The following is a 16603-nucleotide window of genomic DNA, read 5'->3' as shown; positions in this document are numbered from 1 at the left end:
TTTTCTTCTGGTTAGTCAATATCTTCATATTCATTAACTATATCATTATTATTTTCATTTTTTTTCTTTTTTCCTTTACAGGATTTATCTAAAAGGTCTTTTAACATTTCTATAGCTTGAGGTACTGTATCAATTAATTTATCATAAGGATTACTTGACTGTGTTACAGGTAATAATCTAATATTATTATCTTTAAAAATTAAAAATGCCACTGGTTTTACTGATACTCCAGATCCTGATCCACCACCAAAGGGAAATTTCCCTTCTGAATTTAAAGTTTCTTTAGTTTTAGGGAAATCTGTTCCTCCTGAAGCAAAGCCAAAACAAACTTTTGAAATAGGAATAATATATGTGCCATCTTTAGTTTCAATAGTTTCACCTATAACAGTATTTACATCAATCATAGTTCTTAAATTTTCTAAGGTACTTTTCATTAAACTTTCTAGTGGGTGTTTATTTTCCATATGTATTCCCCTTTTGGGTTCCTCCTTTAAATCTTGTATTTTTTATAATAATTACTATCATAATAATAATTTGCACAAGATTAACTTTAATTATACTTTTATTAAAAAAACTAATTGAATTTTTATCTTCGAAAATAGGTGTTATTTTATTATAATTTATTTTTAAATTAAAAAATAAATTAATAGTAGCAAAAAAAGAGTAAAATACAGCACTTATTAAACCGTAAACTATAGCTGTAATAGCTGCATCACATAGTGAATAAGAAATATCATTATAAATAATTAACTTTGGTTTATATTTATTATCTATAAAATTATTTATTAAATTTATTTTTTTTATATCAAGATGTTTTAATAAGTATACTGTTTTCTTTTTACTTTTTTTTTCGTTTTTAGTTTTTTTATCTTTCGAATTTAAGTTTTTAACTTTCAATAATAATTCACTTATATTCATTTTTAAAATATTAAATTTAAATAATTTTATTTCGAAGTTATTTCCATCAAAAAAAAGAGATAATTTAATTTTTATAGGAAATAATAATATTAAAATAATAACCAATGTAATAAATAGTTTAAACATAAAAAGCCTCCTTAAATATCTATATTAAGTATTAGCTAATTTAATAAATTTTACTACAATTTCTCAAAAAATATAGATTTTAAGTAAAAGGCTACCTATTGGAGGGAATTTTTATGAAAAAATTAATGAGTTTATTAATATCACTTATGTTAATAGTTACTTTTCCTGTAACTACATACGCTCAATCTATAGCAAATACTGCTAGAAATGCTATTGCTATAGATGGAAAGACTAAAGAAATTTTATTTGAAAAGAAGGCTTTTGATAATGTTGCAATGGCAAGTACTACTAAAATAATAACAGCTCTAGTTGCAATTAATTATGGGAATTTAGATGATACTGTAACAATATCTAAAAATGCCTCTTCTATAAGAGGATCTAAAGTAGGATATAAAGCTGGAGAAGAAATAAAATTAAGAGAACTTTTGTGGGGATTAATGCATAAATCTGGTAATGATGCAGCTATAGCTATAGCTGAACACTTAGGTGGAAGCATAGATGGTTTCGCAGTGATGATGAATAATTTTAGTAAATCTATTGGCTTAGTAGATTCTAATTTTCAATCTCCTCATGGCCTAGATAGCTCTAAGCATTTTTCAACTGCTTATGATTTAGCTATGGTTGCATCAGTAGCAATGGAAAATGATACATTCAGAGAAATTGTTTCAACTAAATCTTTAGGAAGAAATGTTTATAATTTCTCAAGAGATTACAATAATATTAATAAAATTTTATGGCGTATTGAAGGGGCTAACGGAGTTAAAACAGGATATACTGGTCAGGCTGGTAAATGTCTTGTTTCATCGGTTAGAAACAAAGATAGAAACATTATTATTGTTGTTTTAAATTGTAATGACAGATGGAAAGTTACTGAAGATATTTATAATAAGGTAAAAGGAACAATATAAAAAATAATCATCTAATAGTTTAGGATAAATCCTAATATTAGATGATTATTTTAGTTAAGAAAGCATTTTTATTAAAACATCTAATGTTGCCTTGTTTTTATGAAGTGCATCTATATAGTCAGCAACATGAGTTTGGTAGAATCTAATACCTTCATCTGTTATTTTATATATCTTTCTACTTCTTTTATTTATAAATTCATCTCCTATCCATCTACTTACTACAAGTCCATTTTCCTCCATAGAATATAATGTATCATATATTGTACTAGAGGAAACAGGAAAAGGTAATGGAGAATTAGAAAATGTATTCTTGAAAGTTTCTAAAACCTTATTACCAAATATCTCTTCATTTTTAGATAATTCCTTTAATATATAAAAGGTATATAATTGTTTTGTATTAACTATATTTCTAGGTGCAACCATTCTATTTCTTGAAGACATAATACCCCTCCAATTTATTATTTTAATTTTATTATAAATATAAAATTAGTTATATACAATAACAAATAAAAATCACACTTTTATGGAGTTTAGAATATATTGTAGTAAAAGAGGTGATATTATGTCAAAGAGAAGATGTTGTAATAATTGTTGCTGTAATCCTTGTTGTAACACTTGCTGCAATACTTGCTGTAACAATTGCTGCAATAATTGCTGTTGCAATTCTTGGGCAAGTGGTTGTTGTAACAATGGTGGTTTATTTGGTTCTAATAACCTTTTATGGTTATTCCTTTTAGGTGGATTTGGATTTAACGGATGTAGATCTGGATGTTTTGGAAGAAACAATTTCTTTTGGTAGGCTTTAAAAATAAACTAAAAAATGGGCTATTATATTAGCTCATTTTTTAGCTTTACATAAAATTTTATTAAATTCACAGATAGAACTAAAACTTTATCTAATTTTTAATGAAAGTTATCTACGAAAATATGATTATTTATTTTCAATTTATAAAAGCTTGAGTATTTCAGATACTGGTCACTAGATAAAATAATTTAAATTAAGATTATCTTTTACATAATAGTTTAAAAGATTATGAAAGTATTGCTTATATTTTAAGAATTATTTAAAATATAATAGTCTAATAGACTAAGGAGGTCCAATATGGAAGAAAGACTACAAAAATACATGGCTAAGTGTGGTGTCGCATCTAGAAGAAAATGTGAAGAAATAATTTTAAATGGTAATGTTGAAGTTAATGGAAGCTTTATAACAGAATTAGGATTTAAAGTGAATGAAAATGATGTAGTAAAAGTAAACGGTAATATAATAAAAGTAGAAGAAAATAAAGTATATATTATTTTAAATAAACCAACTGGATATATTACAAGTAATAGTGATGAAAAGGATAGAAAAACTATTTTAGATATAGTGAATGTAAAAGAAAGAATTTATCCAATAGGAAGATTAGATTATGATAGTTCAGGATTATTATTACTGACTAATGATGGAGATGTATATAATAAAATAATACATCCAAAAAAAGAAATAGAAAAACGATATTTAGCTACTGTAAAGGGAAGCTTTTCAAAAGAACAATTAGAAAAATTTAAGGCTGGTGTTGATATAGGAGGATATATAACAGCTCCTGCAAAGATAAAAGTTGTTAAAGAGGGTAAAGGTAATTCAGTTGTAGAAATAACAATACATGAAGGGAAAAATAGACAAGTTAGAAAAATGTGTTCTGCTTTTAACCATGAAGTTTTAAGTTTAAAGAGAATTGCTATTGGAAAGCTATCTTTAGATGATTTGAAAGAGGGTCACTGGAGATATCTAAACGAAAAGGAAATATCATATTTAAAATCTTTAAATTAGGAGGATTTATGTTTAATTATGTTAACAGCGTTAATATACTAATTCATGATATTGTAAGAGAAAAAATTGATAAGAAGAATGTAGCTATAGATGCTACTTTAGGAAATGGACACGATAGTGATTTTTTAAGTACAATATTTGAAAAAGTTTATTCATTTGATATTCAAAAAGAATCAACAGATAAATATATAGTTAAAAGCAAAAAGAATGTAGAAGTTATTTTAGATAGTCATGAAAATTTCAAAAATTATATAAATGAAGAAGTTAATTGTATAATTTATAATTTAGGCTATCTTCCTGGTGCAAATAAACATATTACAACAAAAGTAGAAAGTACAATAAAAAGTATTAAGGAAGGATTAGATTTATTAAGTAAACATGGCTTAATGTTAATTGCTATATATTCTGGTCATGAAGAGGGGAATTTAGAGAAAGATGCCATTCTAAAACTTGCAAAAACTCTACCTACAAATAAATATGGAGTATTATTTAGTGATTTTATAAATCGACCTAATAATCCACCTTCATTATTAGTTATAGAGAAAATATAACTTGAAGAAAAAAAGGTAAAATGATAGAATTGATATATATTTATTTCATTTTCATTTAGGTTTTAGAAAGGAAAATGTATATGGAACATAATCAAGATTTAATGAAACTTATACAAAGTAAGTTTCCTAAGCTTAGTAAAGGGCAAAAGTTAATTGCTGAATATATATTAAACAATTATGATAAAGCGGCTTTTATGACAGCAGCCAAGTTAGGAATAAATGTAGGGGTTAGTGAGTCTACTGTCGTTAGATTTGCTATAGAATTAGGATTTTCAGGATATCCTAAATTACAAAAGTCATTACAAGAATTAATAAAAAATAAATTAACTACAGTACAGAGACTTGAATTATCTAGTGATTTTATAAAGGAAGAGAATCCTTTAAAAGGAGTTTTAAAAGCTGATATAGAAAATATAAGATCTACCTTAGAAAAAATAAATAATGACGATTTTGAACAAGTAGTTGCTGATTTATTTAAGGCTAAAAGAATATATATAATAGGACTAAGAAGTTCAACAGTTTTAGCAGAGTTTCTAGGATTTTACCTTAATTTAATATTAGAAAATGTAAAAGTGGTTTCTAGCGGAATTAGTGATATATTTGATCAAATGATAAATATAGGTGAAGGTGATGTAATAATAGGTATAGGATTTCCAAGATATGCATTAAAGACAATAGATGCATTAGAATTTGCGAAAAGTAGAAATGCAAGGGTTGTAGCTATAACAGATAGCTTAATATCTCCTTTAGCTACTAATGCTGATTGTACCTTAATTGCTCAAAGTAATATGGCATCATTTGTAGATTCACTTGTTGCTCCTCTTAGCATAATAAATGCTTTAATAATATCTGTGGGAATGCAAGAAAAAGAAAAAATAACTCATACTTTTGAAAGCTTAGAAAACATTTGGAAAGATTACAATGTCTATTCAAATAACAAAAACAATATAGATTAAGAAAAGATAACTCCTTAAAAAGCAGGAGTTATCTTTTCTTATGTTAATTCTGCAATTAAAATAAAAATAGACAATTAAAAATAGAAAATTGATGAAAATAATATTGTAAAACAAAAAGAAAAATAGTAAAATTAACCGAACTAAGATTCATATTTAGTAAAGGAAAGTAAGTTATAAATTAATGTAAATAAATATTAAATACTAATATAGAAATAAAATTTTAAGATTTGACAATTATAATAATAAAGTTGTATCATAAAAATGTTTTAACTAATTTTAAGGAGCTGATAAATTGGCCAAAGTGATAGTAGTTGGTGCTGGTCCAGCTGGAATGATGGCTGCTATAAAAGCAGCAGAACAAAATGAAGTAACATTAGTAGATGGAAATAATAGATTAGGCAAGAAAATGTTTATAACGGGAAAAGGTCGTTGTAATGTTACAAATTCAAAAGATATAAGTGATTTTTTTGATTATATATATGGAAATGCTGAATTTTTATATAGCTCTTTATATCAATATACTAATATTGATGTTATAGAATTTTTCAAAAACAATGGAGTTGAACTAAAAGCTGAACGTGGAGGAAGGATGTTTCCTAAATCTGATAAATCCTCTGATGTAATATCAGGAATGAAACGAGCTTTAAAATCTGCTAATGTAAAAATTCTTTTAGAAAGTAAAGTTATTGATGCAAAGAGTGAAGATAATAAAATAAAGTATTTGCTTTTACAAGATGGAAGAAAAATCAAAGGTGATTATTTTATATTTTGTACTGGTGGTGTTTCATATCCATTAACTGGTTCTGATGGTAAAGGTCATGAAATAATTAAAAAACTTGGACATAATATTACAAAATTAAAACCATCATTAGTTCCTATAGAATTAAAAGAAGATTTTATTAAAGATTTAGCAGGATTAAACTTAAGAAACATAGAATTAACACTTAAGTCTAATAATTCTAAAAAATATTTATATAAAGATTTTGGTGAAATATTATTTATGAAATATGGTATATCTGGACCACTTTCATTAAAAGCTAGTAGATTCATTAAGGATGAAGAAACAACAGAATATACAATAGAATTAGATTTAAAACCTGCTCTTACAGAAAAAGAACTTGATGCTAGAATTCAAAAGGACTTTAAGAAATACATCAATAGTGACTTTAAAGATTCCTTAAATGAGCTGTTACCTCAAAAATTAATTCCAATTATTATTAGTGAATCTAAAATAGAGGAAAATAAGAAAGTTAATTCAATTACAAAGGATGAAAGAAAAAATTTAGTTAATTTACTAAAATGTTTTAAATTGCATATTTTAGGATTAAGACCTTTATCAGAGGCCATAGTTACTGCTGGGGGAGTATCTGTAAAAGAAATAGATCCTTCAACAATGAAATCTAAATTAATATCAAATTTATCCTTTGCAGGAGAGCTAATGGATGTGGATGCATTTACTGGTGGATATAATATACAAATTGCTCTTTCTACAGGATATTTAGCAGGAAAAGAAATAAATTAAAGAGGGTGTAAATTTATGGATAACAAAATTACAATTGCAATTGATGGACCAGCAGGAGCTGGAAAAAGTACTATTGCTAAAATAATAGGTAAAAATTTAAATTTAATTTATATAAACACAGGGGCTATGTATAGAGCTGTAACTTTAAAAGCTCTAGAAAAAAATATAAACCCAACTGAAATTTTAAAATTAGAATCTTTAATAGATACTATGGATATATGTTTTATAAATGATGAATTAATACTAAATGGTGAAAATATTAATAAGGAACTTACAACACCGAGAATAAGTAATAATGTTTCGCAATATGCATCTATTAAAGAGGTTAGAGTTAAATTAGTTGAAATTATGAGAAAAATGTCTCAAAAATATAATGTTATAATGGATGGAAGAGACATTGGAACAGTTGTTCTTAAAGATGCTAATTATAAATTTTTCTTAACAGCTAGTGCAGAAGAAAGAGCTGAAAGAAGATTTAAAGAGTTGAAGGATAAAAATATAGAAGTAGATTACAATAATATCTTAGAAGAAATTATAAAAAGAGATTATATTGATTCTACAAGAGAAGTTGATCCTTTAAAGAAGGCTAATGATGCTATAGAAATTGATACAACTGGATTAAATATAGATGAAGTTGTTAATTTAATTTCATCATATGTAAAAAAATAAAATTTGGAGGATTTTATTAAATGAAAAGAAAAATAATACTTGCTGAAAATTCTGGATATTGTTTTGGAGTTAAAAGGGCCGTAGATGAAACAATAAAAATAAAATCAGAAAGTAGCGAAAATATATATACATTAGGTCCTTTGATTCATAATAATAATGTTGTAAATGATTTAAAAAAACAAGGTGTAATTGCTATAAATAATGAAAATTTCTCTGATTTAAATAAAGGGGATGTAGTTGTTATACGATCTCACGGTGTTAAAGAAAGTACTATAAATTATTTAAATGACAATGGATTCATTGTTAAAGATAATACTTGTCCTTATGTAACTAATATACATGAAAAAGTAAAAAAATATTATTCTTTAGGATATAAAATTTTAATAATAGGAAATAAAGACCATCCAGAAGTTATAGGAATAAATGGATGGTGCAATGATGAAGCTATTATAATTAATTTAGATAATTTAGATGTTGAACTTCCTAAAAAAGTTTGTGTTGTTTCACAGACAACAGAAAAGAAATCAACCTGGAATAAAGTTCTAGCTAAAGTTTCAGATGAATGTAAAGAATTTATAGCTTTCAATACTATTTGCTTAGCTACAGATACTAGACAAAAAAGTGCTAGAGATATTGCTAAAAAAGCAGATATGGTTCTCGTTATCGGAGGAAAAAGTAGTTCCAATACAACAAAATTATATGAAATATGTAAAGAAGAATGTAGTAATGTATATCATATTGAAAATAAAGATGATTTGACAGAAGATATTATAAATTTCAATTGTGAAACTATAGGAATAACTGCTGGAGCATCTACGCCAGATTATATAATAAAAGAAGTCATAAGTATTCTTGAAAGAAAATAATATATAATATCATGTTATTAAATTATAAGAGGGATTTATGATTATTGAAAATTTATCAATTTTAGATTATTTCAAACTAAAAGATACAATTAAATTAACTTTAAAAGAACATAATAAAAATTTTAATTTTTTTAATTTATTTAATTTCAAAAAAATAAGTCATAATAATGAGTTAATTATGCTTTTATTTGTAAAGAAGATTGACTTCAATACCTTTGAAGTAGAAAAATGTATTTTAATTAATAAGTTATTTTTTTCAGATAAGAAAATTTATAAATTAAAGAGTAAAAATCAGACATTAAAATTAATTACAAAAGACGAAACATTTTTTCAATTGATTAATAATACAAAAGGTTCTAATTTAATATTAAATTCTGATATAGATAATATGAATTTATACGAGTTTAAAAATTCTTATAATGATTACGAATTTGAGGAGTTTAATTTAAAGTTAAATTTAAAAGAAAGATGTGAAATTCAAAATGAAATTTTCTTCGATAAGAATAGAATTCCTCTCAAAGAAAATGATATTATATACGAATGTAAAAAAGAAAACTATATTCCAAAGTTAGCCTATTTTATTAAGATAGATAGTAATTATGCTGGGTATGGACAGGTTCTTTTTATTGATGATAATTACTATATTGCTAATTTTGGATTAATTAATAAATATCGTAGTAAGGGGTATGGAGAAATATTCTTAAGTTTTCTAATAAAAAAAGCTAAAGCCTTTGGAATAAATAAAATTTATATAAAAGTAGATAGAGCTAATGAAATTGCTCTTCATTTATATAAAAAAGTTGGATTTAAGTATTTTAAAGAATTAAATATATATGAAATTGACTAGTTAAAGCTAGTCAATTTTTTTATTTATTATTATAGCTACAATTTAACTGATATAAAAAAGTATTACTTTATTTTTAGAATAAATATAAAAGACTTTAAAAAAACACTTAAATTTTATATAATATGGTGAGGTTATTTTTTATAAAGGAGTTTTTTTATGAATAATAAAAATTTAAAGTATTACATAGAAACTTGGGGTTGTCAAATGAATGAAGAGGACTCTGAAAAGCTTTCAGGAATGTTAAAGAGAATAGGTTATGAATTAACAGATAGTAGAGAATCTGCATCTATAATAATTTTTAATACTTGCTGTGTAAGAGAAAATGCTGAAAATAAAGTTTTTGGTAATCTTGGACAATTAAAAAAATTAAAAGAAAAAAATCCAGACTTAATAATAGCTATATGTGGATGTATGATGCAACAAAAGGGCATGGCAGATAAAGTGTTAAATATGTTTCCATTTGTAGATATAATTTTTGGAACTCACAATGCTTATAAATTCCCTGAATATTTAAATAGAGTTATTCAGGATGGTGTCCAAGTTAAAGAAATATTAAATAAAGAAGAAGGAATAGTTGAAGGAATTCCTGTGGATAGAAAAAGCGATACTAAGGCTTATGTTACTATAATGTATGGATGTAATAATTTCTGTACTTATTGTATAGTTCCGTATGTTAGAGGTAGAGAGAGAAGCAGAAAACCTGAAGATATTGAAAAAGAAGTTAAAGATTTAGTAGCTGAAGGATATAAGGAAGTAACATTACTAGGACAAAATGTTAATTCTTACGGAAAAGGTTTAGAAGAAGAACTTTCATTTGCTGATTTATTAAGAAGATTAAATGAAATTGAAGGTATAGAGAGAATAAGATTTATGACTTCACATCCAAAAGATCTTAATATGGATGTTATTAAGGCAATAAAAGAATGTGATAAGTTATGTGAACAAATTCATTTACCTGTACAAAGTGGATCAACTAAAATCTTAAAGGATATGAATAGACATTATGATAGAGAATATTATATAAACTTAATAAAAGACATAAAGAGAGAAATACCTAATGTTGGTATAACTACAGATATTATAATAGGTTTCCCAGGTGAGACAGAAGAAGATTTCAAAGATACATTAGAACTTGTAAAAGAAGTTGAATATGATTCAGCTTTTACATTCATATATTCAAGAAGACAATATACACCTGCAGATAGAATGGAAAATCAAATAGAAGACGAAATAAAACATAGAAGATTTAATGAGTTAGTAGAGACTGTTAACTCTATTGTTAAAGAGAAAAATAAAACTCTTGAAGGTAAGAAATTAGAAATTCTTGTTGAAGGACCTAGCAAAAATGATGATAGTAAATTAACTGGAAGAAGCAGATCAGGAAAACTTGTTAATTTCCCAGGAGATAAATCATTAGTAGGAAAATTAGTGGATGTTAAAATTATAAAATCAAAAGGTTTTTCTCTTGAAGGTGAAATAGTAAAATAAAAATATAAATTCTTACTTAGAGTAATAATGCTTGTTTTTATAGCATTATTACTCTAATTTTGTTATTATGATAGAATATAAAGTATAATTTAAAAATCTAAATTCAAAATTGACATATTTATATATTTGTATCATAGTTACTAATTAATATAATTCTACTTAAAGTTTTTTATTTTGTGGTGATATTAATAATTAAAGTAAATTCAACTATGATTAAGTTAGAGTTCTTTATTTTTATTAAGTCGTTTCAATTTAATTGAAGACTCTAATTAATTTAGGTTTCAAGTACAAAAATTAGGAGGGAATATAAATGGCATTAACACCAATGATGCGTCAATATATGGAAATAAAAGAAAAATATCAAGATTGTATTTTATTCTTTAGACTTGGTGACTTTTATGAAATGTTTTTTGAAGATGCTAAAACAGCATCTAAAGAATTAGAATTAGTTTTGACTGGAAGAGATTGTGGTCTAGAAGAAAAAGCACCTATGTGTGGAATTCCATTTCATGCAGCTAATTCATATATATCTAGACTTGTGTTAAAAGGATATAAGGTTGCTATAGGAGAACAAGTTGAAGATCCTTCAGTAGCTAAAGGTATAGTTAAAAGAGATGTTGTAAAAGTAATAACTCCAGGTACATATGTAGACAGTACAAATGCTGAATATCAAAATACATATATAAGTGCTATTTTTTTAAATGAAAATGGTTATTCTATATCTTCATCTGATATATCTACTGGAGAATTTAAAGTAACATCATTTCAATTAGATGATTCTCTACTTTTAGATGAATTATCTAAAATAAATCCTAAAGAAATACTTATTGATTCACATTTTGATTCTAATAAAGTTCAAATGATTACGAGTATAATTCCATCTTTAATAACAATAAAGGATTTTTCACTTTTCTCTTGCTCTGAAGAAGAAATGATTTCTCAATTTAATAACTATTCTGATGCAGATTTAGATATTAATTGTAAAGTAGTTTCATCAGTTCTAATGAAATACATTTTTGAAACTCAAAAAATGACTTTATCAAATATAAATATTTTAGAGAGATATTATATAGTTAATTATATGACTATAGATAGTAGCTCAAGAAGAAACTTAGAACTGACAGAATCCTTAAAGGAGAAAAATAAAAAAGGCAGTCTTATATGGGTTATGGATAAAAGTGCTACTTCTATGGGGGGGAGAACTCTTAGAAAATGGATAGAAGAACCTCTTTTAATAAAGAAGGAAATAGAATATAGACTAGATGCAGTAGAAGAACTTGTTAATAATATATATTTAAATGAAGATTTAAGAGAAGCATTAAAAAGTATTTATGATATAGAAAGAATTGTAGGTAAAATATCTAACCAAAATGTAAATGCTAAAGAATTACTATCTTTAAAGACATCTCTTCAAAAAATACCTTCATTAAAAAAGGAACTTTCAAATTGTTCTAGTCCATATTTAAAATTTATATATGATAATTTAGATGAACTTTCTGATATAGAAAGTCTATTGACTGAAGGAATAAATGAAGAAGCTCCAATTACTATTAAGGAAGGTAATATCATAAAAGATAACTACAACGAAGAGGTAGATAGTTTAAGAATTGCTAAAGTAAACGGAAAAGAGTGGATTGTAGCATTAGAAAACAAAGAACGTGAATTTACTGGAATTAAGTCTTTAAAAGTAGGATATAACAAGGTATTTGGATATTATATTGAAATTTCTAAGGCGAATTATAATTTAATACCAGAGGGACGTTATATAAGAAAGCAAACATTATCTAATGCTGAAAGATTTATAACACAAGAACTTAAAGAAATGGAAGATAAAATTCTAAATGCGGAAGAAAATCTAACTACTTTAGAATATAATTTATTCATAGATATAAGAAATAAAGTAGAAAAGCAAATAAATAGATTAAAAGAAACAGCAAAATTAATAGGAATATTAGATTGTTTAAGTACCTTAGCCTTAATTGCTAATGAAAACAATTATGTTAAACCAAAAATAAATGAAGAAGGTATAATAGAAATACTTGATGGAAGACATCCTGTAGTTGAAAAAGTTATTGATAATGGTGAATTTGTCGCAAATAATACATTAATAGACTTATATGATAATGAAATATTATTAATTACAGGACCAAATATGGCTGGAAAATCAACTTATATGAGGCAAGTTGCATTAATATCAATAATGGCTCAGATAGGATCATTTGTTCCTGCAAATAAAGCAAACATATCAATATGTGATAAAGTATTTACTAGAATTGGTGCTTCTGATGATTTAGCTGGTGGAAAATCAACTTTTATGGTTGAAATGTGGGAAGTATCTAATATATTAAAAAATGCTACAGCAAAAAGTTTAGTATTATTAGATGAAGTTGGTAGAGGAACTTCTACTTATGATGGACTTAGTATAGCATGGTCCGTTATAGAATATATAAGTAAAAACTTAAAATGTAAAACAATGTTCGCTACTCATTACCATGAACTTACTAAGCTTGAGGGAATGCTAAAAGGGGTAAAGAATTATTCTGTGGCAGTAAAAGAATTAGAAGATAATATTGTATTTTTAAGAAAAATAGTAGAAGGAGGAGCAGACCAGTCTTATGGAATTGAGGTTGCTAAAATTGCTGGACTTCCTGAAAATGTAATAAAAAGAGCTAAAGATATCTTAAAAGATCTTGAGGATAATTCATTCAAGGAGAATATGAACTCTATAAGCACTACGGATATTAAAGATGATAAAAATATTTTAAAAGAAACTACAACGAGTGAAGAAGTTGCAACTACTAAAATAGAAAAAACTAAAAATGATACAGAAAACATTCAACTATCTTTTTCTACTTTAGAAAAGGATACTATACTTAATAATATTGCAAATTTGGATGTTTTATCAATGACTCCAATGGATGCGATGAATGAATTATATAAATTAATAAAAGAAGCTAAACAGCTTATATAAATTTTAATAGTGGCTTTTTTAAATACTTTTTTAATTTAGTCACTAAATTTTTAAATAAAAGGATTGAATTTATATGGGGAAAATAAATATACTAGATCAAAATACAGCTAATCAAATAGCTGCAGGAGAAGTTGTAGAAAGACCCTCTTCTGTTGTGAAAGAATTAGTTGAAAATTCAATAGATGCAAATAGTTCAAATATAACTATTGAAATTTTAGATGGAGGTACTTCACTAATAAAAATAATTGATGACGGAAATGGTATAGAACCAGATGATCTAAAAAAAGCTTTTATGCCTCATGCTACATCTAAAATAAAAAATATATCTGATATATATTCTATAAATAGCATGGGATTTAGAGGTGAAGCTTTAGCATCTATTGCATCAGTTTCAAAAGTATCTCTTAAGTCAAAAGTAGCTCATGAAGAGGAAGGAAGAGAAATTTCTTTAGAAGCAGGAAATATAATTTATGATGGAGAAGTTGGAATTAATAATGGAACTATAATAGAAGTGAGAGATTTATTTTTTAACGTTCCTGCAAGAAAAAAATTTTTAAAATCGACTTCAAGGGAAACAGCTATAATTAGTGACATTATTAATAGGATAGCCTTAGCTAATCCTAATATTTCATTTAAATTATTTAGTAATAATAAAAAGGTATTACATACTTATGGAAATGGAAATTTAGTTGATACTATCAGAAGTGTTTATAATAAAGAAACTAGTTCAAATTTAATAGAATTTGAAAAACATTTAGATACTATTACTGTATATGGTTTTATAGGAAATAAAGAATTAGCACGAAAATCTAGAAGTAATCAAAGTATATTTGTAAATAAAAGATATATTAAAGATAGGGCAATAAATGTAGCAGTCGAGAATGCTTATAGGTCATTTAATACAAGTGATAAATTCCCCTTTTTTATACTTTTCATAGAAATATATCCTGAGCTAGTCGATGTCAATGTACATCCAACTAAATCTGAAATAAAGTTTTCTAATGAAAGGGAAGTTTTTTCAGCCGTTTATTCAGCTGTTCATAAAGCCTTTGGAGACTATGTTAAAGATGAGTTTAATGTAGAAAATGATATTTTTGTTGATGATTATAAAGAAAAAGAAGAAGTGAATCAATTAACATTTGAAAATAAAATAAATGAATTAACTAAATTAGAGGATGAATATAAATCTATAGATGAAAACTTTAGAAATAACCCTGAATTAAAAAAGAAAATTGTATCTATACCAGTTGATTTAAACAAAATTGATAATATAGATTATAATTCTAATAATTTTGATAATAATAATTTAGAAGTAGAAGAAAGTGTTGCAGAAGAAAAAAAAGATTATGATGAGAATAACACAAAGAATATAAAAAATAATAATGATCAGATATCTAATATTGAGCCTAAAATTCCAAAACTTAATATAATTGGTCAATTTAACAAAACTTATATTTTAGCTGAATACAATGATAATTTGTATTTAATCGATCAACATGCAGCACATGAAAAATTGTTATTTGAAAATTATATAAATTCTATAGAAAATGCAGATTTAATTATACAACCACTTATTGTACCTATAGTATTAGAATTATCTTTAAATGATTATGGATATTATGAGGAAAATAAAGATTTATTCGAAAATGCTGGTTTTAAAATTGAAAGCTTTGGAATGAGTTCTATAAAAATAACAGAAGTTCCTTACTTTTTAAATAAATTAGACCCTAAAAACTTATTATTATCTATTATAGATAATCTTAAAGCTTTAGGTTCTGGTAAAACTGTTGAGGTTAAGTATAATAAAATTGCTACACTAGCTTGTAAAGCTGCTGTTAAAGCAAATGATATATTATCTATTGCAGAAATGGAAAAATTATTAGAAGATATGAGATATATGGATGATCCTTTCCATTGTCCTCACGGACGACCAACTATAATTAAATTTTCAAGATATGAATTAGATAAAAAATTTAAAAGAATTTTATAAAAGAAAGGACTAATTATGAAAGATAAATTATTAATAATAGCTGGTCCTACAGCTGTAGGAAAAACAGATATTTCTATTAAACTAGCAAAAAAACTTAATGGTGAAATAATATCTGTTGATTCAATGCAAATATATAAACATATGGATATTGGTTCTGCAAAAATAAGTAAAGAAGAACAAGAAGGAATAACCCATCACTTAATAGATTTTTTAGAACCTACAGAAGAATTTTCAGTAGCTGATTTTAAGGAATTAGCAGAAGAAAAAATTAAAGATATTTATTCAAGAGGTAAATTACCTATCTTAGTAGGTGGAACAGGATTATATATAAATTCTCTAATATGTAATTTAAGTTTTACTGAAAGTGAAAAAGATGATAGTTATAGAGAAAAATTAAATTTATTAGCAGAAGAACATGGAAATGAACATATCCATGATTTATTAAAGGAAGTTGATCCAGAGAGTGCTAAAAATATACACTTTAACAATAGAAAAAGAGTTATAAGAGCTTTAGAAGTTTTTAAAAATACAGGAAAACCTTTTAGTTCATTTGTTGATAATAATATCTATAATTGTGATTATGATTTGTATTATTATGTATTGAATATGAATAGAGAAAAGCTATATGAAAGAATAAATAAAAGAGTAGATATAATGTTAGAAAGAGGTCTTATAGATGAAGTTAAATCATTAAAAGCTATGGGATTAAATGAAAATATGCAATCTATGAAAGGAATAGGATATAAGGAACTCTTATTAGCTTTGAACAATAGATTATCATTAGACGATGCCATTGATAAAATAAAGCAAGGAAGTAGAAATTATGCTAAACGTCAACTAACATGGTTTAGAAAAGACCCAAGAACTAAATTTATTGACAAAGATAAATTTAAAGGTGAGGAAGAAATCATAAATCTAATTATAACTGATATAACTAAATAACCTTTCATCTCTTAATTTGCCTAATTATAGTACCTA

General features: G+C 25.3%; 16 protein-coding genes. 13 read left to right on the top strand and 3 right to left on the bottom strand.

Annotation, left to right across the window (positions count from 1 at the left end; all coding sequences use genetic code 11):
- Positions 1 to 11 precede the first annotated feature (11 nt).
- Both ytfJ and ARA19_RS09680 read right to left on the bottom strand, forming a co-directional pair.
- Positions 12 to 464 (bottom strand): GerW family sporulation protein, encoded by a 453-nt coding sequence (ytfJ, locus tag ARA19_RS09685; protein ID WP_055070764.1) that lies wholly within the window; start codon positions 462 to 464, stop codon positions 12 to 14.
- Positions 454 to 1044 (bottom strand): DUF2953 domain-containing protein, encoded by a 591-nt coding sequence (locus ARA19_RS09680; RefSeq protein WP_055070763.1) that lies wholly within the window; start codon positions 1042 to 1044, stop codon positions 454 to 456. The genes ytfJ and ARA19_RS09680 overlap by 11 nt, the downstream gene beginning before the upstream one ends.
- A gap of 125 nt (positions 1045 to 1169) precedes the next feature.
- Here ARA19_RS09680 and ARA19_RS09675 point away from each other — a divergent pair, with 125 nt between their 5' ends.
- Positions 1170 to 1952 carry a D-alanyl-D-alanine carboxypeptidase family protein gene (locus ARA19_RS09675; protein ID WP_423230614.1) on the top strand — a complete coding sequence of 261 codons (783 nt, stop codon included), beginning with the start codon at positions 1170 to 1172 and terminating at the stop codon, positions 1950 to 1952.
- A gap of 54 nt (positions 1953 to 2006) precedes the next feature.
- Here ARA19_RS09675 and ARA19_RS09670 read toward each other — a convergent pair whose 3' ends face one another.
- A complete protein-coding gene (locus tag ARA19_RS09670) occupies positions 2007 to 2393 on the bottom strand; it encodes a PadR family transcriptional regulator (protein WP_055070761.1) in 387 nt (128 codons plus the stop codon).
- A gap of 121 nt (positions 2394 to 2514) precedes the next feature.
- Between ARA19_RS09670 and ARA19_RS09665 the strand changes: the two genes are divergently transcribed.
- The 12 genes from ARA19_RS09665 (at position 2515) to miaA (ending at position 16567) form a co-directional block, all read left to right on the top strand.
- Positions 2515 to 2751 (top strand): hypothetical protein, encoded by a 237-nt coding sequence (locus ARA19_RS09665; protein ID WP_084764427.1) that lies wholly within the window; start codon positions 2515 to 2517, stop codon positions 2749 to 2751.
- Positions 2752 to 3054: 303 nt separating this feature from the next.
- Positions 3055 to 3765 carry a pseudouridine synthase gene (locus ARA19_RS09660; RefSeq protein ID WP_055070759.1) on the top strand — a complete coding sequence of 237 codons (711 nt, stop codon included), beginning with the start codon at positions 3055 to 3057 and terminating at the stop codon, positions 3763 to 3765.
- An 8-nt stretch (positions 3766 to 3773) separates the two neighbouring features.
- A complete protein-coding gene (gene mnmM / locus ARA19_RS09655) occupies positions 3774 to 4316 on the top strand; it encodes a tRNA 5-(aminomethyl)-2-thiouridylate-methyltransferase MnmM (RefSeq protein ID WP_055070758.1) in 543 nt (180 codons plus the stop codon).
- A 74-nt stretch (positions 4317 to 4390) separates the two neighbouring features.
- Complete coding sequence (locus ARA19_RS09650) at positions 4391 to 5272, top strand: MurR/RpiR family transcriptional regulator (RefSeq protein ID WP_423230605.1); 882 nt, start codon at positions 4391 to 4393, stop codon at positions 5270 to 5272.
- A gap of 292 nt (positions 5273 to 5564) precedes the next feature.
- The gene (locus tag ARA19_RS09645; RefSeq protein ID WP_055070756.1) at positions 5565 to 6794 is read left to right on the top strand and encodes a BaiN/RdsA family NAD(P)/FAD-dependent oxidoreductase; all 1230 of its coding nucleotides are present in this window, start codon (positions 5565 to 5567) and stop codon (positions 6792 to 6794) included.
- A gap of 15 nt (positions 6795 to 6809) precedes the next feature.
- Positions 6810 to 7463 (top strand): (d)CMP kinase, encoded by a 654-nt coding sequence (gene cmk / locus ARA19_RS09640; RefSeq protein WP_055070755.1) that lies wholly within the window; start codon positions 6810 to 6812, stop codon positions 7461 to 7463.
- Positions 7464 to 7483: 20 nt separating this feature from the next.
- Positions 7484 to 8329, top strand: a complete 846-nt coding sequence (ispH, locus tag ARA19_RS09635) for a 4-hydroxy-3-methylbut-2-enyl diphosphate reductase (protein ID WP_055070754.1) — start codon at positions 7484 to 7486, stop codon at positions 8327 to 8329.
- Between the two features lie 37 nt (positions 8330 to 8366).
- Positions 8367 to 9176, top strand: a complete 810-nt coding sequence (locus ARA19_RS09630; RefSeq protein ID WP_055070753.1) for a GNAT family N-acetyltransferase — start codon at positions 8367 to 8369, stop codon at positions 9174 to 9176.
- A gap of 156 nt (positions 9177 to 9332) precedes the next feature.
- Positions 9333 to 10664, top strand: coding sequence for a tRNA (N6-isopentenyl adenosine(37)-C2)-methylthiotransferase MiaB (gene miaB / locus ARA19_RS09625; RefSeq protein WP_055070752.1), 1332 nt, complete (start codon positions 9333 to 9335; stop codon positions 10662 to 10664).
- 310 nt (positions 10665 to 10974) lie between these two features.
- Complete coding sequence (gene mutS / locus ARA19_RS09620) at positions 10975 to 13635, top strand: DNA mismatch repair protein MutS (RefSeq protein ID WP_055070751.1); 2661 nt, start codon at positions 10975 to 10977, stop codon at positions 13633 to 13635.
- Positions 13636 to 13708: 73 nt separating this feature from the next.
- A complete protein-coding gene (gene mutL, locus ARA19_RS09615) occupies positions 13709 to 15625 on the top strand; it encodes a DNA mismatch repair endonuclease MutL (RefSeq protein WP_055070750.1) in 1917 nt (638 codons plus the stop codon).
- A 15-nt stretch (positions 15626 to 15640) separates the two neighbouring features.
- Positions 15641 to 16567: a tRNA (adenosine(37)-N6)-dimethylallyltransferase MiaA gene (miaA, locus tag ARA19_RS09610; RefSeq protein WP_055070749.1), complete on the top strand. Its 927-nt coding sequence runs from the start codon at positions 15641 to 15643 to the stop codon at positions 16565 to 16567.
- The last annotated feature ends 36 nt before the right edge of the window (positions 16568 to 16603 follow it).

The sequence above is a fragment of the Clostridium massiliamazoniense genome (assembly GCF_001403635.1).
Lineage (GTDB): Bacteria > Bacillota > Clostridia > Clostridiales > Clostridiaceae > Sarcina > Sarcina massiliamazoniense.
Note: the sequence above shows the minus strand (reverse complement) of the source record. Positions and strands in the feature narration are given on the sequence as shown.